The sequence below is a fragment of the Halalkalibacter oceani genome (assembly GCF_023715705.1).
Lineage (GTDB): Bacteria > Bacillota > Bacilli > Bacillales > Bacillaceae_D > Halalkalibacter > Halalkalibacter oceani_A.
Map to the genome: position 1 here is coordinate 1 of NZ_JAMBOS010000016.1, position 20,195 is coordinate 20,195.

The window sequence follows — 20,195 nt, forward strand, 5'->3', positions numbered from 1 at the left end:
CCTTTGAGGTCTGGCCAGTAGAAGAAGTACAAATGGCGAACCGTTCAGTGGCCCTTTAGGGTCTGGTCAGCAACAAAGGCTTCCAGCCGTAGAACAAACCACCCGTTCTCACGGGTGGTTTTGATTTCCCCCAATTCAGGAGCTGGTTTTGCGGTCTTTAAGACTTTAAGAAGAAGAGCAGGGACTTTTTATCAACTGGAGCAATTGTTTTTCGGTAGAAATAAGGTGAACATGGTTTCTTCTTGTGGCTGACTCGTTATACGTACATACCCGTTATGAGCATTTGCCACTTCTTGAACGATCGCCAAGCCCAGTCCGAATCCTTCCCCGCCACGTCCTTTCGCGCCCCGATAAAACCGTTCAAAAATCAGCTTCTGCTTTTCCGCGTCAATTCCGGGACCATGATCAGCCACTGTGATGGTGACATGTTCTTCCTCCTGCCTGAGAAAGATGCCCAAATACCGGCCATCACCGCCGTATTGAATCGCGTTTTCGATCAGGTTGCGCGCCGCTCTTTCCAGCAAGGAGGCGTCATATGCCAGGTAGAGGGGTTCCTCCGGAATGTGAATATCCACCTCGATCCCTTTTGCTTCGACGATCGGGATGTATGAGGCGGCAATCAGCCTGATCGTCTCTCCTAAATCCTGCCGTACAAACCGGATATGCTGTTTGTACTTGTCGATCTGGGCGATTTCAAGCAATTTCTGTAGTAAGTCGTCCATGTATTGCGCCCGTCGGAGCAGGTTAGTCATATACTTTTGCTGTTCTGCCGGATTTTTCAGAAGGTGCTTGTCCAGACTCTCAGCATAGCCGATGATCATCGTCAGCGGTGTGCGCAAATCGTGAGAGATGTCAGCAATGAGCGACTTGCGCTTGGCGTCCAGCTCGTTGATCCGGGCGACGTTGGCGCGAATGCGGTTGGCCATTTCATTGAAGCTGCGGGTCAGCTGTCCGATTTCATCGCTGGACTCAGTTTCAATGAGCAGGGAGGTGTCATTTGCATCGAATGTTTTCATAGCATGGTTCAGTGCTGTCAGCCGCCGGTTCAACCTGAGGAAGAAGATCAGGGCGAATACATAAGGTGTCAAAATGAAGAGAGCCAGGGGCAAAAGCAGTTGACCGAACTGGGCGTAATCTTGGATGTATACGAAAATCTGACTGCCCTGCATGGCGTCATTGGGCAAGGACATTATCAGAAACTGTTGCTCTTCTCCTGTCTGCCAATCAAAGAGCAAAGTGATCTGCTCTCCTTCCTCCCACAAATATTGCGGCATATTCAAAAAGAGGTTCATCACTTCATTTATGTCGTAGTCGAAGGTGCGACCGTTCGTGGCGTAGCGCAATTGTCCATCTGCTCCGAGCCAGGCCAGTTCAATCACCGGGTGGTCGCGCTGGAAGTCCTCAAGCAGGTCTGCTGTCTGTCCGGATTCAGCCTCACTCTGCTGTGCTTGACGGGCCAGTTCCTGACCAAGCGTATTCAGGTTTTGGTGGGTATAGCCCTGGTTGAAAAGCCAGCCAATCACAGCAGCAATACCAATTAGCAGCAGGAGAGAGGTCAATGAACTGGAAAGAAGCAGCAGCCATAGTTTGCCCCTGAGGTTCATGATGACCCTTCCATGAAGCGGTAGCCGAGACCGCGAACGGTTTGAATGTACTTCGGTTCTGATGGATTATCTTCTACCTTTTTTCTTAAATAATTCACATAGACTTTGACCGGGTTGTTGTCCCCATGGTCGAGCTTCCAGACCTGGCGGAGAATTTCCCGGTGTGTGAAGACCTTGCCCGGATTTTGCAGAAAAAGTTCCAGGAGTGCTCCTTCTATCGGAGAAAGATAGATTTTCTCCTCGCGCTTCTGAATGAACGAACCTTCCACATCAAAGACCGCTTCCCCAAGCTTGAACCGCTTGATTCGTAAGGCCGGGTTGCTTCTGCGCAAAATAGCCTGGATACGTGCGATCAATTCGCCAGGACTAAACGGCTTCGTGACGTAATCATCCGCACCGAGACCGAGGGTTTCGATCTTATCCTCCTCCAGCTGCCTGGCACTTAGCACGATCACCGGCGTTTTCAGACCGTTCTGCGTCAGATGGTTAAGGACCTCCCAGCCATCCATATGTTCCATCATCAGATCCAACACGATCAGGTCCATGGATGAGCGCTCCAGAACGGACAGGGCCTGTTGACCTGATTCTGCCTCAACGACCTGCATACCGGCATTCTCCAGATGAAGCTTTAGAATATCCCTGATTTCCTCTTCGTTATCGACTACCAATATGTTTTGAGATGTCACGGGCGTCCCTCCATTCTGCTATCCTTTTTTTCATTATACTTATTTCAGAACGTTTGCTACATGCGTGCTTCATCCTTTAACCAAGCTTTAACCATTGAGCACCGGCAGGAGTGGAATGAAAAAGGGCAAATCAGGGAAGAACCATCTGTGTGAAAGCGAGGAAGAGGAGCAGTATTGTATTCCTGATGGGTCGCATGAATAAAAGGCGACCGCTGCCGAAGAAACTTTACAGGGTGAGAAAGGGAGTGTTCGAACGGTATACGGACCGCATAAATTGTGATTTTCCTCATTATGCGGTCTTTTTTCAATGATAGGCACCCTTGAACATCGAATTAGCGCCGGGCCGACTCTCTGTATGCTTGCAGCCATTCAGGGTGTCCGGGTATTAATTTCGTGAAGGAATGCAGCAATGCAAAGCCTTCCTTGATCCTGTTTTGAGCGAAATGATCTTTCATCTTTTCATAGTCTTCCGGTTTAAACATTTTCATCATTTCATTGATGTCGTCCTTCGGGGTTGAGGGAATCGAGACTTTCACCGCATCCCGCATGATCACATCAAGCTGTCGTCCCACGGGGCTAATTTCCAGCAGATCGTGGGACACTCTCGAAACGGCTAATGTTTTCCCGGTGTGCAAGGCCGTCTGCTTCTGTTGTCCGCGGTGATCAAATAGAGTCGGGTAAGGTGTAGGCTGGCTGCTCACTTTCATTTCTGTGACCTCCTTGTGATTTGGTTACTAACTGCGTTTTGCCTGTACTTTTCCAGGCAGAGGGGTTTCTGCGTGTCATTTCAAAGAAAAGCTGCTTTTGTCGTTTTTCTTAATATCGGCATTTGAAACCGTTTGCTTTAAAGGTATTTTCTTGGTCAGAAAAGGATCACAGCTTGATTAAAAATGTGAGTAGCCGGCAATGAACAATTATATCCACTGTGGCTATAAACGAGTAGTGAGAGCATCTGCTCTTTCCTTCGTTGCTTCTACTCAGCGCCTATCACTGGTTTCAGGAGCGGGATGTATTGTAAACTGGACGAAAAAGCATGATGTCTTGTCCTAAAGGAGTACTTGTCATGTCGCGTATGATTTATGTCCTGATTGTTGTTGTCTTTATTGATACATTTATTCAGCTTCCGATCATCTCCCCTTATGCCGTCAGCCTGGGAGCAGGAGATGTGCTTGTTGGAGCGGTTGTTGCTGTGTATTCATTGGCGAATATGGTTGGCAATGTGATCGGCGGTCACTGGATTGACCGGCTCGGCTATAAGAAAATGCTGGTCTTCGGGATGGTCAGTGTCGCTCTTGTGCTGCTGCTCTATCCTTTGGCGCAAAACGGTGAGCAGCTGTTTGTCATCCGCTTTGTCCATGGGCTGGCCGGCGGTGTCCTGATTCCTGCGGCATTCGCATTGATTGGGGAGCGCTCTGATAAGCGGAGAAAAGGGAAGGCGATGGCGTTTGCCGGCGCGGCGATCGGCATTGCGGCGATTACCGGACCGGCGATTGGCGGTGGGCTCGCCTCCCGTGGAGAATATAGCGCAGTTTTCCTTTTTACAGCGGCTTTGTTTCTTGTTGCATTGCTTGTCAGTTACTCACATATTCCGCGACAAAGAGCGATGTCTGTCCGAAGCATGGTGCAGTGGCAGGATGTCTGGCTGCTGATGAGACAGCTTCCTTTGCTGCAGGCGTCTTTAGCGGCGTTCGCCCTGATGGTCAGCAATGGGACGCTGGCCTATGCACTGCCATTAAAAGTCGGGGATATCGATTTTACGACGGCGACAACCGGAATGCTGCTCAGTCTTTATGGAATTACGGCGCTCATTGTTTTTGTTACGCCGCTTAACAGGATCTATGAGCGATTTCGCTCCTGGAAGCTTGTGGTGACAGGTCTGATTCTGATTGCGCTCTCACTGGTCATCATTCATTACGTGCTGGAGATCGAGTGGCTCGTGCTCGCCATGCTTATTTATGGGACGGGCTTTGCGCTCATCTTTCCATCAATGAATCAAATGGTGGCTGACGCTTCGACAACGGTTAATCGCGGGAAAGCATACGGGATCTTTTATGCCTTCTTTTCGCTCGGTGTCGTTGCCGGTTCGTTTCTTTCCGGTTTTGCGCGGGAACAGTTCGGTGCGCCATTTTTATTCAGCGCGCTGCTGATGCTTTCCTGCACGGCGCTACTCGTTCTGTTTTCGTATCATGAAAAGTCCGGGCATTAAAGGGAAAGAAGAGCGATCCCGTTCCAAGGAGGGAAGGCCCGTTTGTTGATGGGGCTGATGCAGCCGGCTAGTTGTCTCTTTGCCGATACAAGGCAATCGACTTGTATTTCTGTGAGAGAATCGTAATCATTTCCTGCTGGCGCTTGTCCCTCGTTTTTTGCTGTCTAGCGGAAAAGATATGACGTGCCCAGTCTTTTTGGTAGCCCGGAGTTAAACTTTGATAAAAGGCAAGCTCCTCTGGATGTTCGGCTAATAAGATCTCCACATTTTTCACATACTGCTCATAATCGGCGACTTGCTGGCTGGGCGCCGCTGTTTTCTTAGCCTTCTTTTTCTCGCGCTTTAAGCCGATGACGGTGAAGGTCTGGTCCATGCTGACCATCCGCGAAAACTTCAAGTCGCTCCCGGCGACATACCCGTCTTGATTAACGTTCATCGCCGGGAAAATCTCATCCCGGTGGATCGAAGTATCGTAGCGCTTGTTTCCCTTTTTCGGATAAGCGAAAAACAGATAGCCTTTTTCAACTAACGCTTGACTGGCAATAACTTGCTTCGTAAAAGAAATCATTTCATTCAGCGTTTCGATAAAAATGAAAATCGCATCATGATTTTCAGTTAATGTGGTCGGCTGATCGTGAAACAGCTCGTAATCCTCTGGCTCGTTGATCACAACTAAATGTTTATATTTATGTAAGCTCTGCTTTTCTATAATGGACATTTTCACAGCCTCCTTCAGGCAATGGATACGCTCTTTGCCTCATTATAGCGGGAAGAAAAGGGGCTGTCATCTCAGCTTTATTTCGAATGGATGCTTGCACCTGCCGTTACGTGAGCCTTTAAGATTAAAGGAGTCAGGATGAAAGGATGAAGAAAATGAACGATGAGACATATACGATCAGCGAATTTGCCCGGCGGACGGGGTTGACGGTCAGGACGCTGCGCTTTTACGAGGAAATGGAACTGTTGGTGCCGAATAAGTACAATCAGGCCGGCTATCGGCTTTACGGTATGGATGATCTAACAACGCTTCAGCATATTCAGACGTTAAAGTTCATTGGCTATTCGCTCCAGGAGATTCAGCAGCTCCTGAAGGCAGAGGCTCCGGTGCCGAAGTCCTTTGAAAGCTCGTTGTCACTCCAGCACCGGCTGTTAACGGAAAAGCGGATAGAACTGGAGAGGGCGATTGAGGCGATCGAAAGGGTGCAGCATTTAGTAAAGCAGGGCTATAAGCTGGATTGGTCGATGATCAGCTCTTTTTTGCTCAGTATTAAGCATGAGGAAGAGCATAAGGCATGGATAAAGGAGCACTTTTCCGAGGAAATGGCCGCTCAGATGTACGATTTGACAAAGGAGGAATGGCTTCAGCTCGACAAAGAATGGATGAAGCTATTATCGAAAATTAAAGCGCTTGTTCAGCAAAAGGTCTCACCGGAGTCGAAAGAAGCGAAAGCAGTGCTGACCGAGATAATGGAGCTCGCCTTCAAGTATGTTGATGAGGAAGAGTTTTCCAAGCAGTTGCTTGAGCAGCAGGACAGTATTCTTAAGAACATGGATGATTTCCGCTTTCCGAATGTCTTTACAAAAGAGGAGGAGGCCTTTTTGAAAGAGACTGTAAAGGCGATCGAGGAAGAATAGGAGAGTGATGACAGGCTGGACGGACTGCTTGCTGTCTGCTCCACCTGGTTATGCTATAGTAAGAGTAAAAAGAAGGACAGGAAGGCGATAGATGATGAAGAGGACATGCTCGTGGCCGAACGGTCATCCGTTGATGGAGGCTTACCATGACGAGGAGTGGTGCGTCCCTTCCTTCGACGACCGCTATATTTTTGAGCTTTTGACCCTTGAAGGGGCGCAGGCCGGATTGTCGTGGCAGATTGTGCTTTCAAAGCGTGCTGGCTATCAGGAAGCCTTTCAGCACTTTGATCTTAATTATTGTGCGGAGCTGACGGACGCCGATTTGCAGACGATTAAAGAGCAATATCAGGTGATTAAGCATCCGACCAAACTCGAGTCGGTCCGAACGAATGCCCAGGCCATTTTGAACATACAGGCGGAGTTTGGGAGCTTTTCTGATTTTTTATGGCGTTATGTTGACGGGAAGCCGATCATCAATCAGTGGGAGAGCGAAGGTGAGATCCCTGCCCAAACCGCTTTATCAAAGCAGATTAGCAAGGACTTAAAAAAGCGGAATTTCAAATTCGTCGGCCCTGTTACGATTTACTCGTTTATGCAGGCGATTGGCCTCGTCGATGATCATATTCGGACTTGTGCGTTTCATACGGCTCACCGACATAAGGTGACATGACTTTCTCAAGAGCTGGAGACAATACCGGCTTTTCCCTGCTGCAATCGTATTACGCTCACTTGCAACGGGCCTTGGCGTGGATAAAAGGATGTTTTTTTACCTTTTATCCACGTCTTTTTAAATCGAAGATAACATTTTCGGGTACCGGCTTCGTAAGTTAAAGAGGGCTGAAGAAAGCCTGTGATTGTAACGGCTCTGTATACCTGTGCGGTTTTCTTAGTTTGTCTTCTTCTGTAAGGCGTCTCTGATTTCACGCAGGAGGACGACCTGCTCATCTTCTTTTTCAATCACTTCCTCGGCGGCTTTTTTCACAAAGCGGTCTCTTGTGATTTTGTTAAAAGCTTTAACGAAAATAAATAAGGCCGCTGCGATAATGAGGAAATCGATAATAGCTTGAATGAAAACGCCGTAAGTAATCCCGTTATAAGCCCATTCTGAAGTGAAATCCGTATTGCCGAAAATCAGGGCGATCGATGGCATAATGATGTTTTCCACCAGGGCGTTGACGATGCTTGTAAACGCTCCTGCTATTACGACCGCGACTGCCAGATCCAGCACATTTCCCCTCATGATGAATTCCTTAAATTCTTTCCACATAGGTCTTCTCCTTTACTGCTGCTCATTTAGATTTTTCATTGTAAAAAAACTTCTTAACTTAAAAATGATTTCTTTTTCCCAGATTGTCAACTCTGTTTGTCGAAAACAGATCTTTATTACGAAGTTTTGGTCGACTGATATAGAATCTTTTGTTGCGAGCATTGCTGAGCAGACGAATTTACTCGCCTTGAATGCTTCGATTGAAGCGGCCCGGGCCGGAGAAAATGGCAAAGGATTTCGGTCGTCGCGGATGAAATCAGAAAGCTGGCGGAACAGTCCAGCCGCTTTAACAGTGAGATAGCGGAGGTCATTACCGCTTTAACGAAGCAGGCTTCTGAAGCCGTCAGCGCAGTGGAGCGTGTCCAAACGGTAACGGCTGAGCAGCAAGGCAGCTTGGCCGAAACGAAACACCAGTTTGAAACGTTATTCCAATCGCTCGTTGTGATTGAGGACGTCATTTCGCAAGTGGTCGAGACAGGTGAGCAAATGAAGCATAAGGCAGATGAACTTTATGCAGTCGCTCTCGGCAATTTCAGAAGAAAATGCCACGACGACAGAGGAGGTTATGGGTTCCCATCGAGCAGCAAACCGCAGCGATTGAAAAAATGTCAGATGAAATTAACAGCATTACTGAAGTCGCACAGCAATAGAGCGCGCCGTCCGTTAAGAATACAAGATTAAGGAGCTTGCTGGAGAAGAATAATGAAGGAATGAAAAAACTGGTGTGGCTACTCAGCACCAGTTTTTTTGGTAGAAAAGGAGAAAGCAAACGATAGATTCGTGAGTTTTTAAAATAATTAATGAATGTAGGTTGACGGCACCTGCCAACTAAAAATAAGAACTTGCGCCTGATGGCAAGTTCTTGTTTTTTTTGATATATGAGTTGATCTAAAAAATAGTCGGTACCATTCCGCCATCCATACGGATAGGAGAGCCTTTAAATGCGGAGGCATAAGGGCTGCATAGAAAGGTAGCCAGTCGACCGATTTCAACTGGTCTAATAAAACGCTGTATCTCAGATTGAGGAAGGTTTGCCAGCATAAATGCTTCCTCCTTTTCTGAGAACGTCATCTTATTTGGATACAAGCTCTCAATGATCTGTTGTACGTTTTCCGAGAGGGTTGGTCCCGGCATAATCGTATTGACTGTAACTTCTGTCCCTTTTGTTAATTTAGACAGGCTCTTGGCTAAGGATAATAGCATTGATTTGGTCATACAATACTGAGGCATTTGCCCTGATGGCATTACTGCCTCCTCACTTGCAATAAAGAGGATGCGACCATAACCGCGCTGCGCCATGGTAGGTAAATAAAATTTGGATAATCCATTTGCGGCCAGGACATTGGTGCGAAAGTATGTTTCCCATATTTGATCGTCAATGTCCTCATATTGCATGATTTCGTAAATTCCCATATTGTTAACGAGAATATCAATATTCGGATACTTTTCAAATAAGGCTTCTCTCTGTTTAGGATTGACCAGATCAGCTGCAGCATTTTGCGGAGAGGTCTGAGGGAATTCTGCCTTTATTTGATTGACTGTTCGTTCCACTTCGTCCTCCTTTCGGCCATTGATCAATACATTCACACCTTCTTTGGCAAGTTCAAAAGCAATTGCTTTCCCGATCCCTTTTGTTGACCCTGTAACTAAAGCTGTTTTAGTGTGTAGGTTCATTTCCATTTATATCCCTCTTTCCTTGTTTTACTTATCACGCTTCAGAAAGCGCTCTTTTGCATGGATATTTAAATGCTGTATGCGCCATTGGGAAGGTGTGTCGCCTTCCCAATGGCGGAAAGCCCGGTAGAATGAACTCTCGTCTTCATAGCCAATTAAAAAAGCTATTTCCTTAATGTCGAGTGTAGGGTTTGCCAGGTATTCTCTTGCCTGTTCATGCCGGGTTTGTATCAACAGTTGTTTGAAACTTGTTCCCTCAGCTATAAGCCGGCGTTGCAATGTGCGGTCGCTTATCCCTAATTCGCCCGCAACAGAATGAATAGAAGGACGCCCCCTTGTCAGGCTGCGTTTCATAATCCACTTGACCTTCCTGGTAATTGGAAAGCTGTCGTATGGCTCGTCAAACGACTGGTCCAAAATCGGAGTAAGAATTTCCAGTAATTCTGCGTTGTAGGAGACAAAAGGGAGGTCTAACTCGCTTCGCTCCAAGGTCAGACGGTTGCAGGCTGCATTGGTCTGGATCTGACAGCCAAAGTATGCTTCAAGTGTTTCACTGTCTCCCATTGGATGGGAAAATTCAACTGCCCTCGCTTTCAATGGTTGTCCCGTACCACGGCGGCCTAGTTCGAGAAGAAAGGCCAGGGTGATCCCAATAAGCATTGGCGGTCCAGCTTGCGCAGGGCAGAGCCATTTCAGTTCGATCGTACAGTGTCCATCTTCCTCAGTAATGTGTAAAGATTCGGGGGGACACAGCTGCTTGTAGCGGGCCATTCGATATAAGGCGTCCCGATAGTCGCGCGCATGGTAAGTCGCTAAGACCGGCGGTGGGTATTTCGATGTTTCAAAGGAGGTCGCCAGCTGGATGATTCCTTTAGCTATATCGCCGATGAGATCTGAATAACTTTGCCAAATCGCAAAATATTGAGCTGTGTTGACAGCCGGTTCTGAAATAATCGTAAGGGGCAGTTGCGCTTTTCGAATGATGTCCTGAGGAGCAATTCCCAATTGTTGTAGTCCCACCCAAAATCCTTCTGGGATTTTAATACGTGTATGAGAAGTCATCCATATCGTTCCTCCTTTGTATAGAAAGAAAAGCCGCTGTGTGGTTGTCTTAATCTGCACAGTCCTTTATTATTCTACCGATCCCTTGTTACTCTGTAACTAACAAATAACGACATTCCAATTGCCGATGACGCCAAATTAATTCGAGAGACAAATAATAGAAAGAAGGGGTATCGCCGTATACAAGCCTATTAAGAGGGTTAGTTAATGAAACGTTTGTTTAAGCCATATTCTTTGTATAGAGAAAGCACCTTCGCTTATAATAAGCTGGTAAATATTCACACTCTTAGAAAAAGAGGTGGGGAGTTTTACAGGTGGGTACTAATTGAGGTAGAAAACAAGGAGGAAGAAGCAGTGGCAACAGAGAAGCTGAATATCGGGATTATTCTTGGTAGTACACGTGATGGTCGAGTGAGTCCGCAGGTCGGGGAATGGGTCAAAGGTATCGCCGAGCAGCGTGGTGATGCCAACTACGAAATTGTTGATATTGCGGAGTTTCAATTGCCGTTCTTAGGAACGACGGATGGAACTGAGCCGGGGATTGCAGCGTGGAACGAAAAGCTTGCCGGTTTAGATGGATTTGTCTTCATCGTTCAGGAGTACAATCATAGTATTACGGGTGCATTGAAAAATGCGGTTGATTTTGCCCGTGAAGCATGGTTTAACAAGGCGGCCGGGATTGTCAGCTACGGGTCAACAGGTGGAGCTCGTGCGGCGGAGCATTTACGCGGGATTTTGGGCGAGCTGCTCGTTGCTGATGTGAGAACTCATCCAACGTTGTCGCTGTTTACTGATTTTGAGAACTTTACAACACTTAAGCCTGCTGAATTGCATCAAAAAAATGTGAATGAAATGCTTGATCAAGTCATTGCCTGGAGCGGGGCGTTAAAGACGTTGCGTCCCTCATAAATAAAACGAAAATCACCTATTGGAGATATCGATCTTCTGTAGGTGATTTTTGCTCTGCTTAAAAAAACAAAAATTACTTTGTACGTCCGATAGACAAACTAAGTTAATGGTGATATAATGCAATTGCTGAAAGCGTTTTCTAAAATGGATAAGGGGAGATGGGAAGATGAGCTACTTTGGCAATGTGAAGCAAATTAAGTTTGAAGGGGCAAGTTCAGACAATCCATTTGCGTATAAATATTATAATCCGGATGAGCAGATTAACGGGCAATCGATGGAGGAGTTTCTCCGCTTTGCTGTGTCCTATTGGCATACGTTTACAGGGGAAGGAAATGACCCGTTCGGGGCGGGGACCGCTGTACGTCCATACGATCATTTGTCAGGAATGGAGTTGGCGAAAGCGCGCGTTGAGGCATCATTTGAGTTTTTTGAAAAGCTTGGCGTGCCGTATTTCTGCTTCCATGACTTTGATATTGCGCCGGAAGCGGATTCTTTGAGCGAAACTTTGAAAAATATCGATGTGATCGTGGACAGAATCGAAGAATACTTGAAAACGAGCAAAGTGAAATTGCTTTGGAACACTGCGAATATGTTTACTCATCCGCGCTGGTTACATGGAGCGGCCACATCGCCGAATGCGGATGTATTTGCTTATGCCGCCGCGAAAGTAAAGAAGGGACTGGAAATCGGCAAGCGTTTAGGAGCTGAAAATTTTGTGTTCTGGGGTGGGCGTGAAGGCTATGAAACACTGCTTAACACCGATATGGGGCTGGAGCTTGATAATCTGGCGCGCTTCTTCCATATGGCGAAAGACTATGCAAAGGAAATTGGCTTTGACGGCCAGTTTTTAATTGAGCCGAAGCCGAAGGAGCCGACAAAGCATCAATATGATTTTGATGTTGCGACGGGTCTCGCCTTTTTGCAAAAATACGACCTGCAGGATATTTTTAAATTCAATGTGGAAGCGAACCATGCGACATTGGCGGGGCATACGTTTGAGCATGAGCTGCGGACGGCGCGTATTAACGGGATGCTCGGCTCAGTCGATGCGAATCAGGGAGATCCGTTGCTCGGCTGGGACACAGATGAATTTCCGACGGATTTGTATTCAACGACATTAGGAATGTATGAAATTATTAAAAACGGCGGCCTTGGGTCGGGCGGACTGAACTTTGATGCGAAGGTCAGACGCGGCTCGTTTGATGTCGACGATCTGTTTCATTCTCATATTGCCGGAATGGACGCTTTTGCGATCGGGGCCAAGGTAGCGCAACGATTAATTGATGACCGTGTACTGGACGATTTCATCTCGGAACGTTACCGCAGCTACACGACGGGAATCGGCCGTGAGATCGTCGAAGGGAAAACAGACTTTCATAAGCTGGAGCAGCATGCGTTACGGATCGAAAGCATCGACAATAATCAGTCCGGCAGACAGGAGCAGCTGAAGGCAACTGTAAACAAGTACTTATTAGAAACATTTGCGAGTGTTCATTCATCATAGTTTCACAGATAAAATGTACTGGCGCTTACTGGCGCTCAGTACATTTTTACATAAGCGGGGGAAGGGGAGGTAAGAATGAAAGTTAGTGAACGCACATTCGGCACAATCAACGGGCAGACAGTCAAAGCTTTTATGCTGAAAAACAACAATGGAATGGAAGTCGGCTGTATCAGCTATGGCTGTACGATAACAAAGATCGTCGTTCCAGATAAGCACGGCAGGCTCGAGAATGTCGTCTTAGGCTATGAAACGCTGGAGGAATATCTCGATCAGGCTGCTTTTTTGGGCTGCGTCATCGGCCGGGTGGCAGGTCGAATTGGCAATGCCGAGTTTGAATTGGACGGCAAGGTGCACCGCCTGGCGAAAAATGAAGGGGATCACCATCTTCATGGCGGGAAGTACGGCTTTGATAAAGTCGTGTGGGAGACCGAGACGGAAGAAAGCGCTGATGAACTGAAAGTGATCTTTACCCATGAAAGCCATAATCAGACAGAAGGCTACCCGGGTCATTTGCGCGTAAAGGTGAGCTATCAGTTAAACAATAATAACGAGCTGACGATCTCTTATCGGGCGGTGACGGATCAGAAGACGATTGTTAATTTGACGAACCATTCTTATTTTAACTTGAGCGGCAATGGACAAAGGGATGTGCTTCAACATAAGCTTACGTTAAAAAGCGACCGCTTTTTGCCACTGAATGAGAGTTTGCTGCCGACAGGGGAAAAGCTTGACGTGGCGAATACCCCATTTGATCTCCGGAGAGGAAGACGTCTGGAGGACGGGGTCACGTCGCATCATCCGCAGAATCAGTTGGCCGGGGACGGCTACGATCATCCATTCATTTTAAGCGCGAACCATCAGGAAGAAATCCGTTTAGTTGATGAGGAAAGTGGGAGGGAGCTAATCGTCGAAACGGATGAACCTTGCGTTGTCGTTTATACAGCCAATACGATTGGCGAAGACCGTTGGAAAAAGCATATGGGAGTTTGCCTGGAGACACAGCATCATCCTGACGCTGTCCATCACGCTGATTTTCCGTCTATTGTTTTGGAAAAAGATGAGGAGTATCGGACGGCGACGACGTACCGCTTTGCGTTTAAATAAAAATGGCCCTGCCGGGAGACTGATTCCTGGCAGGGCGTCGGCTTCGCGCGTTACGCGGATGGCTGAAAAAAGCCCGTTTTCAGCCATCCTTAAACGATTGTAACGGCTCCGCACGCCGCTTCTAAGAAAAGCCGCTACGCGGTTTTCTTAATGATGCCGCTCTTTATAGATAAAGTAATCGAAATCGGCGTGTAAACGTTGGCCGGACGTGTCCTGACATTGCATCCCGACAAAGGCACCGGTGAAGAAACCGCCTCCCTGGATATAGTCATCCGACAGTTTATAGGAGTGAAAGTCGATCGGGATTTCTGTCCACTCCTTGCCGGTAAAGGAGTAGGAATAACGATAAAGACCGGTGTTTACGTCAACGCGCAAATAAACGTAGTTGATATTCTCAGGGATGACAATCGGGCGGTCCTGTAACGGCTGATCAAATGTAAAATTATCGCATGTCGTCAGTTCAAGCACTCTGCCTTTTTCTTCATTCCATGTTAACTGGAGCGCAGTCCAGTTTTGCGTATTGTAATAGTTTACTAGTCCGGCCGCCTGCTGGAATGTCTCAGGGTGGAAGGCAACCTTTGTTTCGGCGGTGAAGGTGAAATGCTGCCAGCGCCTTGCCACATAGGCCTGGGTAAACTTCGATGTCAGTGACTCCCTTCCGTAGAGCCGCAGATGGCCTGGGCGGTCCTTAAGTGAAGCAATGCTCTCATCAAGCGGAATCCGTAGCGTCTGGAAATGGAGGCTCAATGTATCCTGGTCAAAATCATCCTTTTCGGCAACGTCGTCCCATTTTACTTCGTCGATGGCCGGTCCTTCGATTTCGAGTGCCGGCTCGTTGCCACCGACGACATAGGGCCAGTCGTCTTTCCATTCAAGCCGCTGAATCGCCGTTTCTCTTCCGAGCGGGCAGAAGCCACGCGGGTCGAGCAATGGCTGATTTTCTCTTGGCAACGGTCTGCCTGTTAAATGAACGAGAAACCATTCATCGGTATGCGTCTGGACGATTGAAGCGTGGCCGGCCTTTTGCAGCGGGTTTCTTGGATAAGGAAACGATGTAATAAGCGGGTTTTCCGGATGAACTTCATAAGGTCCCCATATATTTTTCGAACGTGCGATGGTCGCCTGATGGTCATATTTTGTACCGCCTTCAGCCGTCAGCAAATAATAATAGCCATTTGCCTTATATACATGCGGGGCCTCAGTCAGCTTAATATCAGTTCCTTTAAAAATGATTTCTTTTTTGCCGACCAGCTTTTTCTGTTCGGCGTCAAACTCTTGTAGAACGATACCGTAAAAATTATGATGAGAGACGCGGTGATCCCAAACCATGTTTACGAAATACTTTCTCCCGTCATTATTATGAAATAAGGAAGGGTCGAAGCCTGAGCTGTTGATATGAATCGGCTCTGACCATTCACCGTCAATCGTCTCACATGTGACGAGATAGTTGTGACAGTCCTTCCATTGTCCCTCGGTCACTTTTACGTCCGTATAGATGAGCCAGAACAGCCCGTCATGATAGGAGAGGGCCGGCGCCCATACTCCACCGGAGTCCGGATTTCCGATCATCTGCAGCTGACTGAGACGGTTTAACGGCCTGGAAACGAGCCGCCAGTTTTTTAAGTCCTTTGAATGGTAGATGCCTACACCAGGAAACCATTCGAAGGTCGAAACGGCAATGTAATAATCTTCACCGGCTCGGCAAATGGACGGGTCCGGGTTAAAGCCTGGCAAGATCGGGTTTCGAATGATCGACATGTTTATCACCTCTACATGAATTTAGTAAAGCGCTTACAGATTACTGTGGCAAAAGGCTGGACTTTCAGCCTTTTTAGTTTTCTTCTAAATTAATTGCCAGGAAATGCTCGGCAGAGGAGGCGGCAACCCCCAGGGCGGCTGAACGCTTTTCCAATTTAGAAAAATCGATTTGCAGGTTCTTCTGGTGCGTGGCTAAGGCATGCTTTTTCAAGTTGTCCTTCAGCGCCTCTTCAAGCCATGCTTGCAGGGCGGCGAGCCGGTTGCCGATAATAATTTGTTCAGGATTAAACGTATTAATAATGTTGTTAATTCCGATGGCCAGGTTTTCACCGAGTTCCCGGATTAGCTGCAAAGTCTTTTCATCCCCGGAGCTTGCCAGCTGAACAACGGCTTCCAAGGTTGCTTCTTCATTACTTGAAAAAATTCCCTGACGTTCGGCCATTTGCAGCAGCGCTTTTTCAGAGGCGTAGAGCTCCCAGCAGCCTTTGTTGCCGCAATTGCAGAGCGGTCCATCAAGCTTGATCGTCATATGACCGAGCTCACCGGATAAGCCATTATGCCCTTTATAAAGCTCGCCGTTCAAAATAAGCCCGACCCCAATTCCGATTCCGCCACTAATATAAATGATGTCATTGCATTTCTGGCCGATGCCGAATTTCTTTTCCCCGTAAGCCCCGGCATTTGCTTCGTTTTCCACCTTGACCGGCACGCGATATTTTTCTTCGAGGAGGCTTTTCAGATCGACATTTCTCCAGTTCAGGTTAGGGGCGAGCAAAATTTCTTCGGCTGTGCTTACTGTACCTGGAACACCAATCCCGATTCCGACGGCCCCGTACGGGCTGTCAGGCATATTGGCCATTAATTCGTCGATTACCTCATAAAGAATGTCTCTAATCTCGATGAAGGTCGGGCGGTTTACTTTAATCTGTTTTTCATAGCAAATCACACCCTGAAGGTCGGTAAGAACGGCGAGAACATAGTTGACGCCAAGATCAATCCCGATTGAATAGCCGGCCGCTTGATTAAACAGCAGCATGACCGGCCTTCTTCCGCCGCTTGAGACGCCCGGTCCGGATTCAAGAATTAGTTTTTCCTCCAGCAGCTCATTAACGAGCGAGGAGACGGTTCCTTTATTGAGACCGGTTTTGTTGGCAAGGGCTGCTCTGGAAACGGGAGAAAATTGTTTAATCGCATGAAGGATCAAGGACTTATTTCTTTTTTTGACGACATGCTGGTTGAACGTTTGAGTCATTTTCATGATTGATCCACGCTTTCTTGATTTTTTTTAGAATCAGGCTAAGTTCTCATTAAAGTGCGTTGGTCGTCAGATGTAATGCAACCGCTTCCCTGGGGTTTATTATAACATGATTTATTCAATTTATCACTTAGTTTATCCACTAGACAAACGATGTTTTTCATGCTATTCTAGCGTTGAGTTAGAGAATACTAACTTCTTCCAACAATAATTAAGGGGGGTTCCGCAATGTTGAAAAGGAAAGCGGTTACATCGTTTTTTATGTTACTGGCAGCGGTGCTTATTGTTTCAGGATGTTCAAACACAAATGAGGATGCGGCAGGAGACGATAGTGGCGCAGAGGGAGGAGCGACGGTAGAGTTCATGCATTTATGGCCACAGGGCAGCTCGGCAGAACATTACCGGATTGTCAATGAGATCATTGCCGATTTTGAGGAGGAGCACGGGATTTCGATTGACCTTCAAGTGTTAAGCAATGAGCAGTATAAGGATCAAATTACGGTTTTATCCGCGGCGAACGAGCTACCGGATGTCGGGATGACATGGGCGGCCGGTTACTTGGATCCTTTCGTTGACGGGAACAAGTTCAGTCCGTTGGATGATATGCTGGAGGGCGGACTGCGTGATAACTTTGTAGCGGGAACGCTCGAAGCGTATGAAAAAGATGGGCAGACGTATGGATTGCCTTTAGAATTAAATACGGTCTATGTCTACTATAATAAAGCGATCTTTAACGAGTATAATCTGGAAGCGCCAACGACGTATGAGGAATTTGAGCAGGTGATCGCCACCTTGAATGAAAATAATGTGCAGCCGATCGCACTCGGCAACAGAGACCGTTGGACAGGTTCAATGTGGTTCATGTACTTTGCTGACCGGATTGGCGGAACCGATGTGCTGACAAATGCGATTAACCGCTCAGGTTCATTTGAGGATCCGGCTTTAGTCGAAGCGGCGGCAAAGGTACAGGAGATGGTCGATAACGACTCGTTTGTAAGCGGATTCAACGGACTGGCCGATGAAGAAGCAAAAAGCATGTTTATGAATGAGCAGGCGGCGATGTACATGATCGCGACATGGGATTTGCCAAACTATACAACGAATGAGGATGTTCCGCAGGAATTCAGGGACAACGTAGGCTACTTCAAGTTCCCGACCGTGAACGGAGCAGGTGATGTTAACAGCTTTGTCGGTGGACCGGGAGTCGGATTGTTCGTCGCTGAAGATTCTGATGTGAAAGAGGAAGCGAAGCAGTTTGCCGCTTATTTTGTGGAGGAATGGGGCTCAAGAGCCGTAGCAGAAGCGGGCGTGATTCCGGCAACGATTGTCGACGGAGAGGGTCTTGATTTACCTGAGATGTATGTCGAGGTATTGGAAGATTTGAATGATGCTACGAATCTGACTCTTTATGCTGATGTTCAAATGACGGCTGCCGTAGCGCAAACACATTTAGATTTAATTCAATCTTTATTTGGCGGGGGAATCACCCCTGAGGATTTTGCCAGACAGCATGAAGAGGCTCTTTCAGCGCAGTAATCTGGTAAATAAATGATGGCATTATGAAAAACAGCGGCGTGCCCCGCTGCCCCGCTTTGCCGTTCGTGAAGAAAGCTGCTTCCGTAACGGACGTGTAAAACCAGGCGCAGACGTCGCGCGCTGCTTTAAGCCTGGAAAAGGTGAAAACAACCTTTTGATCCAGGCTCTTTTCTATTTCGTAAATAAGGGGGTATCGATATGAACAGAGTGATGTCCAATAAATGGTTTATCTCTTTATATATTCTCCCTGCATTGTTACTCGTAGGTCTATTAATCTTCATTCCTTTACTATTAACTGGTTATTATGGGTTGATGAATTGGGACGGAATTGGCGCAATGCAGTTTATTGGTCTGGAAAACTATTTAAACGTCCTCCAGGATGCAAACTTCTGGCAAAGTGCTGGACACTCGTTTTTATTAGCTCTTTTTTCGACTGTCAGCCTTGTTATTTATTTAGCTGTGTCCATGATCCTGGCTTCTAAAATCAAAGGGGCCGACCTTTTGAGAAAGATTTACTTAATTCCGATGCTGCTGTCGTCAGTCGCCATCGCCCAGCTGTGGATTAAAATCTATAATCCTTCAAATGGCATGCTGAATACGATACTCATGGCAATCGGCGTGCAAAATCCGCCGCTGTGGCTCGCTGATCCAAATATTGTCCTCTATTCGATCTTCATTCCGATTTTGTGGCAATATGCCGGCTTTTATATTCTGATTTATTATGCGGCGCTGAAAAGTATCCCTGAATCAATCATTGAAGCGGCGAAGATTGATGGCGCGACGCCATTTCAGATAGCGACCCGGATTAAGCTGCCTTTAATCATGGGCGTGATCAAAGTAACGATTGTGCTGGCGATTGTCGGCTCACTGAAATACTTTGATTTGATTTATGTTATGACCGGTGGCGGTCCGAATGGCGCGAGTGAAGTAATGGCCTCTTATATGTACAAACTTGCTTTCGGCAACTATAACTTCGGTTATGGAAGCGCCGTCGGGTTTATGCTGCTTCTGATCACCCTGATCGTGACGATCATTATCCGCAAGCTGACCGCTGACAAAGAAGAGATCCAATATTAAGGGAGGTTTAGGCGATGGGGCGTATTGGTTATTTTTTTCTGTATCTCTGTTTAACTGCTGTAGCTGTTTTTCAAATCTTTCCGATTATCTGGCTGTTTCTCTTTTCCTTAAAGAGCAATCGTGAAATTTTCGCTGGTTCACCATTTGCACTTCCGCAGGAAATCAGATGGGAAAACTATTTAGCTGTCTGGGAAGGCGGGATCGGCACTTACTTTTGGAACAGCATTTGGATTACCGGAGTTTCGATTATTTTGACGCTGTTAATTGCGAGTATGGCTGTGTTTGTGATTACAAGAATGAGATGGAAGCTGAGTAAGCTCGTATTAGGGCTGTTTATGGTAGGGTTGATGATTCCGATTCATTCTGCGTTAATTCCGCTTTTTAGTATGTTTTTAAGTGTGAATTTAATTAATAATCCGCTGTCGATTGTGTTAACCTACACGGCTTACAACTTGCCGATTACGATCATGATTTTGCTTAGCTTTTATTATACGATTCCTAAAGAAATTGAAGAAGCGGCAATCATTGACGGAGCGTCCCTGCACCGCCTGTTCTTTACGATTATTTTACCGATTTCCAGTCCGGTATTGGCGACGACGGCGATTATTAATATGATTTATAACTGGAATGAGTTTGTTTTTGTAAATACGTTTATCAGTTCAGACGCCTACAAAACATTGACCGTCGGCATTCAAAACTTCGTCGGCCAATATATGACAGACTGGGGCGCGATCGGAGCGACGCTTGTTATTAGCGTGCTGCCGATTTTGATTGCCTTTTTGTTCTTCAGCAACAAAATCGTCGAAGGGATTTCATCGAGCGCGGTAAAAGGGTAGTGATAAAAAAAGCCCCTACGCGCTTTTCTTAAAAAGAATAAAAATTTTGGAGGGCGGGGCGCCGGCTTCGCGCGTTACGAGG

General features: G+C 46.9%; 18 protein-coding genes and 1 pseudogene. 10 read left to right on the top strand and 9 right to left on the bottom strand.

Annotated features, from left to right (window positions below):
* Nucleotides 1-191: 191 nt before the first annotated feature.
* From M3212_RS14220 to M3212_RS14230, 3 genes are all read right to left on the bottom strand, one after another.
* Nucleotides 192-1,604, bottom strand: a complete 1,413-nt coding sequence (locus tag M3212_RS14220; RefSeq protein ID WP_251194640.1) for a HAMP domain-containing sensor histidine kinase — start codon at nucleotides 1,602-1,604, stop codon at nucleotides 192-194.
* Entirely contained in the window at nucleotides 1,601-2,290 is a 690-nt protein-coding gene (locus M3212_RS14225; RefSeq protein ID WP_251194641.1) for a response regulator transcription factor, read from the bottom strand. The genes M3212_RS14220 and M3212_RS14225 overlap by 4 nt, the downstream gene beginning before the upstream one ends.
* Before the next feature lie 332 nt (nucleotides 2,291-2,622).
* Nucleotides 2,623-2,997, bottom strand: a complete 375-nt coding sequence (locus M3212_RS14230; protein WP_251194642.1) for a hypothetical protein — start codon at nucleotides 2,995-2,997, stop codon at nucleotides 2,623-2,625.
* A 356-nt stretch (nucleotides 2,998-3,353) separates the two neighbouring features.
* Between M3212_RS14230 and M3212_RS14235 the strand changes: the two genes are divergently transcribed.
* Nucleotides 3,354-4,496, top strand: a complete 1,143-nt coding sequence (locus M3212_RS14235) for an MFS transporter (protein WP_251194643.1) — start codon at nucleotides 3,354-3,356, stop codon at nucleotides 4,494-4,496.
* 67 nt (nucleotides 4,497-4,563) lie between these two features.
* Here M3212_RS14235 and M3212_RS14240 read toward each other — a convergent pair whose 3' ends face one another.
* Entirely contained in the window at nucleotides 4,564-5,214 is a 651-nt protein-coding gene (locus M3212_RS14240; protein ID WP_251194644.1) for a YdeI/OmpD-associated family protein, read from the bottom strand.
* A gap of 146 nt (nucleotides 5,215-5,360) precedes the next feature.
* On the opposite strand from M3212_RS14240, the gene M3212_RS14245 reads away from it, so the two are divergent.
* Nucleotides 5,361-6,131: a MerR family transcriptional regulator gene (locus tag M3212_RS14245; protein WP_251194645.1), complete on the top strand. Its 771-nt coding sequence runs from the start codon at nucleotides 5,361-5,363 to the stop codon at nucleotides 6,129-6,131.
* Between the two features lie 94 nt (nucleotides 6,132-6,225).
* Entirely contained in the window at nucleotides 6,226-6,801 is a 576-nt protein-coding gene (locus M3212_RS14250; protein ID WP_251194715.1) for a DNA-3-methyladenine glycosylase I, read from the top strand.
* 216 nt (nucleotides 6,802-7,017) lie between these two features.
* Here M3212_RS14250 and mscL read toward each other — a convergent pair whose 3' ends face one another.
* Nucleotides 7,018-7,398, bottom strand: coding sequence for a large conductance mechanosensitive channel protein MscL (mscL, locus tag M3212_RS14255; RefSeq protein WP_251194646.1), 381 nt, complete (start codon nucleotides 7,396-7,398; stop codon nucleotides 7,018-7,020).
* Nucleotides 7,399-7,552: 154 nt separating this feature from the next.
* On the opposite strand from mscL, the pseudogene M3212_RS14260 reads away from it, so the two are divergent.
* Nucleotides 7,553-8,079: pseudogene (locus tag M3212_RS14260) on the top strand (methyl-accepting chemotaxis protein); the annotation flags it as partial.
* Between the two features lie 207 nt (nucleotides 8,080-8,286).
* On the opposite strand, the gene M3212_RS14265 reads toward M3212_RS14260, so the two are convergent.
* Both M3212_RS14265 and M3212_RS14270 read right to left on the bottom strand, forming a co-directional pair.
* On the bottom strand, nucleotides 8,287-9,078 hold the full coding sequence (locus M3212_RS14265; RefSeq protein ID WP_251194647.1) for an SDR family NAD(P)-dependent oxidoreductase: 792 nt from the start codon (nucleotides 9,076-9,078) through the stop codon (nucleotides 8,287-8,289).
* Between the two features lie 21 nt (nucleotides 9,079-9,099).
* Nucleotides 9,100-10,134, bottom strand: coding sequence for an AraC family transcriptional regulator (locus M3212_RS14270; RefSeq protein WP_251194648.1), 1,035 nt, complete (start codon nucleotides 10,132-10,134; stop codon nucleotides 9,100-9,102).
* Nucleotides 10,135-10,488: 354 nt separating this feature from the next.
* Here M3212_RS14270 and M3212_RS14275 point away from each other — a divergent pair, with 354 nt between their 5' ends.
* The 3 genes from M3212_RS14275 (at nucleotide 10,489) to M3212_RS14285 (ending at nucleotide 13,651) form a co-directional block, all read left to right on the top strand.
* A complete protein-coding gene (locus tag M3212_RS14275) occupies nucleotides 10,489-11,043 on the top strand; it encodes an NADPH-dependent FMN reductase (protein WP_251194649.1) in 555 nt (184 codons plus the stop codon).
* A gap of 166 nt (nucleotides 11,044-11,209) precedes the next feature.
* Nucleotides 11,210-12,547, top strand: coding sequence for a xylose isomerase (gene xylA / locus M3212_RS14280; RefSeq protein WP_251194650.1), 1,338 nt, complete (start codon nucleotides 11,210-11,212; stop codon nucleotides 12,545-12,547).
* A 75-nt stretch (nucleotides 12,548-12,622) separates the two neighbouring features.
* Entirely contained in the window at nucleotides 12,623-13,651 is a 1,029-nt protein-coding gene (locus M3212_RS14285) for an aldose epimerase family protein (RefSeq protein WP_251194651.1), read from the top strand.
* Nucleotides 13,652-13,798: 147 nt separating this feature from the next.
* On the opposite strand, the gene M3212_RS14290 is transcribed toward M3212_RS14285, so the two are convergent.
* On the bottom strand, nucleotides 13,799-15,409 hold the full coding sequence (locus tag M3212_RS14290) for a glycoside hydrolase family 43 protein (protein ID WP_251194652.1): 1,611 nt from the start codon (nucleotides 15,407-15,409) through the stop codon (nucleotides 13,799-13,801).
* A gap of 73 nt (nucleotides 15,410-15,482) precedes the next feature.
* The gene (locus M3212_RS14295) at nucleotides 15,483-16,667 is read right to left on the bottom strand and encodes an ROK family protein (RefSeq protein WP_251194653.1); all 1,185 of its coding nucleotides are present in this window, start codon (nucleotides 16,665-16,667) and stop codon (nucleotides 15,483-15,485) included.
* 225 nt (nucleotides 16,668-16,892) lie between these two features.
* Between M3212_RS14295 and M3212_RS14300 the strand changes: the two genes are divergently transcribed.
* The 3 genes from M3212_RS14300 (at nucleotide 16,893) to M3212_RS14310 (ending at nucleotide 20,113) form a co-directional block, all read left to right on the top strand.
* Nucleotides 16,893-18,200 (top strand): extracellular solute-binding protein, encoded by a 1,308-nt coding sequence (locus tag M3212_RS14300; protein WP_251194654.1) that lies wholly within the window; start codon nucleotides 16,893-16,895, stop codon nucleotides 18,198-18,200.
* 198 nt (nucleotides 18,201-18,398) lie between these two features.
* Complete coding sequence (locus M3212_RS14305) at nucleotides 18,399-19,277, top strand: carbohydrate ABC transporter permease (RefSeq protein ID WP_251194655.1); 879 nt, start codon at nucleotides 18,399-18,401, stop codon at nucleotides 19,275-19,277.
* A gap of 14 nt (nucleotides 19,278-19,291) precedes the next feature.
* Complete coding sequence (locus tag M3212_RS14310) at nucleotides 19,292-20,113, top strand: carbohydrate ABC transporter permease (RefSeq protein ID WP_251194656.1); 822 nt, start codon at nucleotides 19,292-19,294, stop codon at nucleotides 20,111-20,113.
* Nucleotides 20,114-20,195: the final 82 nt, after the last annotated feature.

Excerpts from the sequence above, each read along its gene's own strand:
- mscL (WP_251194646.1), bottom strand. The coding sequence starts at position 7,398 with ATGTGGAAAGAATTTAAGGAATTCATCATGAGGGGAAATGTGCTGGAT.
- M3212_RS14310 (WP_251194656.1), top strand. The coding sequence starts at position 19,292 with ATGGGGCGTATTGGTTATTTTTTTCTGTATCTCTGTTTAACTGCTGTA.
- M3212_RS14290 (WP_251194652.1), bottom strand. The coding sequence starts at position 15,409 with ATGTCGATCATTCGAAACCCGATCTTGCCAGGCTTTAACCCGGACCCG.
- M3212_RS14300 (WP_251194654.1), top strand. The coding sequence starts at position 16,893 with ATGTTGAAAAGGAAAGCGGTTACATCGTTTTTTATGTTACTGGCAGCG.
- M3212_RS14240 (WP_251194644.1), bottom strand. The coding sequence starts at position 5,214 with ATGTCCATTATAGAAAAGCAGAGCTTACATAAATATAAACATTTAGTT.
- M3212_RS14220 (WP_251194640.1), bottom strand. The coding sequence starts at position 1,604 with ATGAACCTCAGGGGCAAACTATGGCTGCTGCTTCTTTCCAGTTCATTG.
- M3212_RS14250 (WP_251194715.1), top strand. The coding sequence starts at position 6,226 with ATGAAGAGGACATGCTCGTGGCCGAACGGTCATCCGTTGATGGAGGCT.
- M3212_RS14235 (WP_251194643.1), top strand. The coding sequence starts at position 3,354 with ATGTCGCGTATGATTTATGTCCTGATTGTTGTTGTCTTTATTGATACA.
- M3212_RS14285 (WP_251194651.1), top strand. The coding sequence starts at position 12,623 with ATGAAAGTTAGTGAACGCACATTCGGCACAATCAACGGGCAGACAGTC.
- M3212_RS14305 (WP_251194655.1), top strand. The coding sequence starts at position 18,399 with ATGAACAGAGTGATGTCCAATAAATGGTTTATCTCTTTATATATTCTC.
- M3212_RS14270 (WP_251194648.1), bottom strand. The coding sequence starts at position 10,134 with ATGACTTCTCATACACGTATTAAAATCCCAGAAGGATTTTGGGTGGGA.
- M3212_RS14230 (WP_251194642.1), bottom strand. The coding sequence starts at position 2,997 with ATGAAAGTGAGCAGCCAGCCTACACCTTACCCGACTCTATTTGATCAC.
- M3212_RS14245 (WP_251194645.1), top strand. The coding sequence starts at position 5,361 with ATGAAGAAAATGAACGATGAGACATATACGATCAGCGAATTTGCCCGG.
- xylA (WP_251194650.1), top strand. The coding sequence starts at position 11,210 with ATGAGCTACTTTGGCAATGTGAAGCAAATTAAGTTTGAAGGGGCAAGT.
- M3212_RS14265 (WP_251194647.1), bottom strand. The coding sequence starts at position 9,078 with ATGGAAATGAACCTACACACTAAAACAGCTTTAGTTACAGGGTCAACA.
- M3212_RS14295 (WP_251194653.1), bottom strand. The coding sequence starts at position 16,667 with ATGAAAATGACTCAAACGTTCAACCAGCATGTCGTCAAAAAAAGAAAT.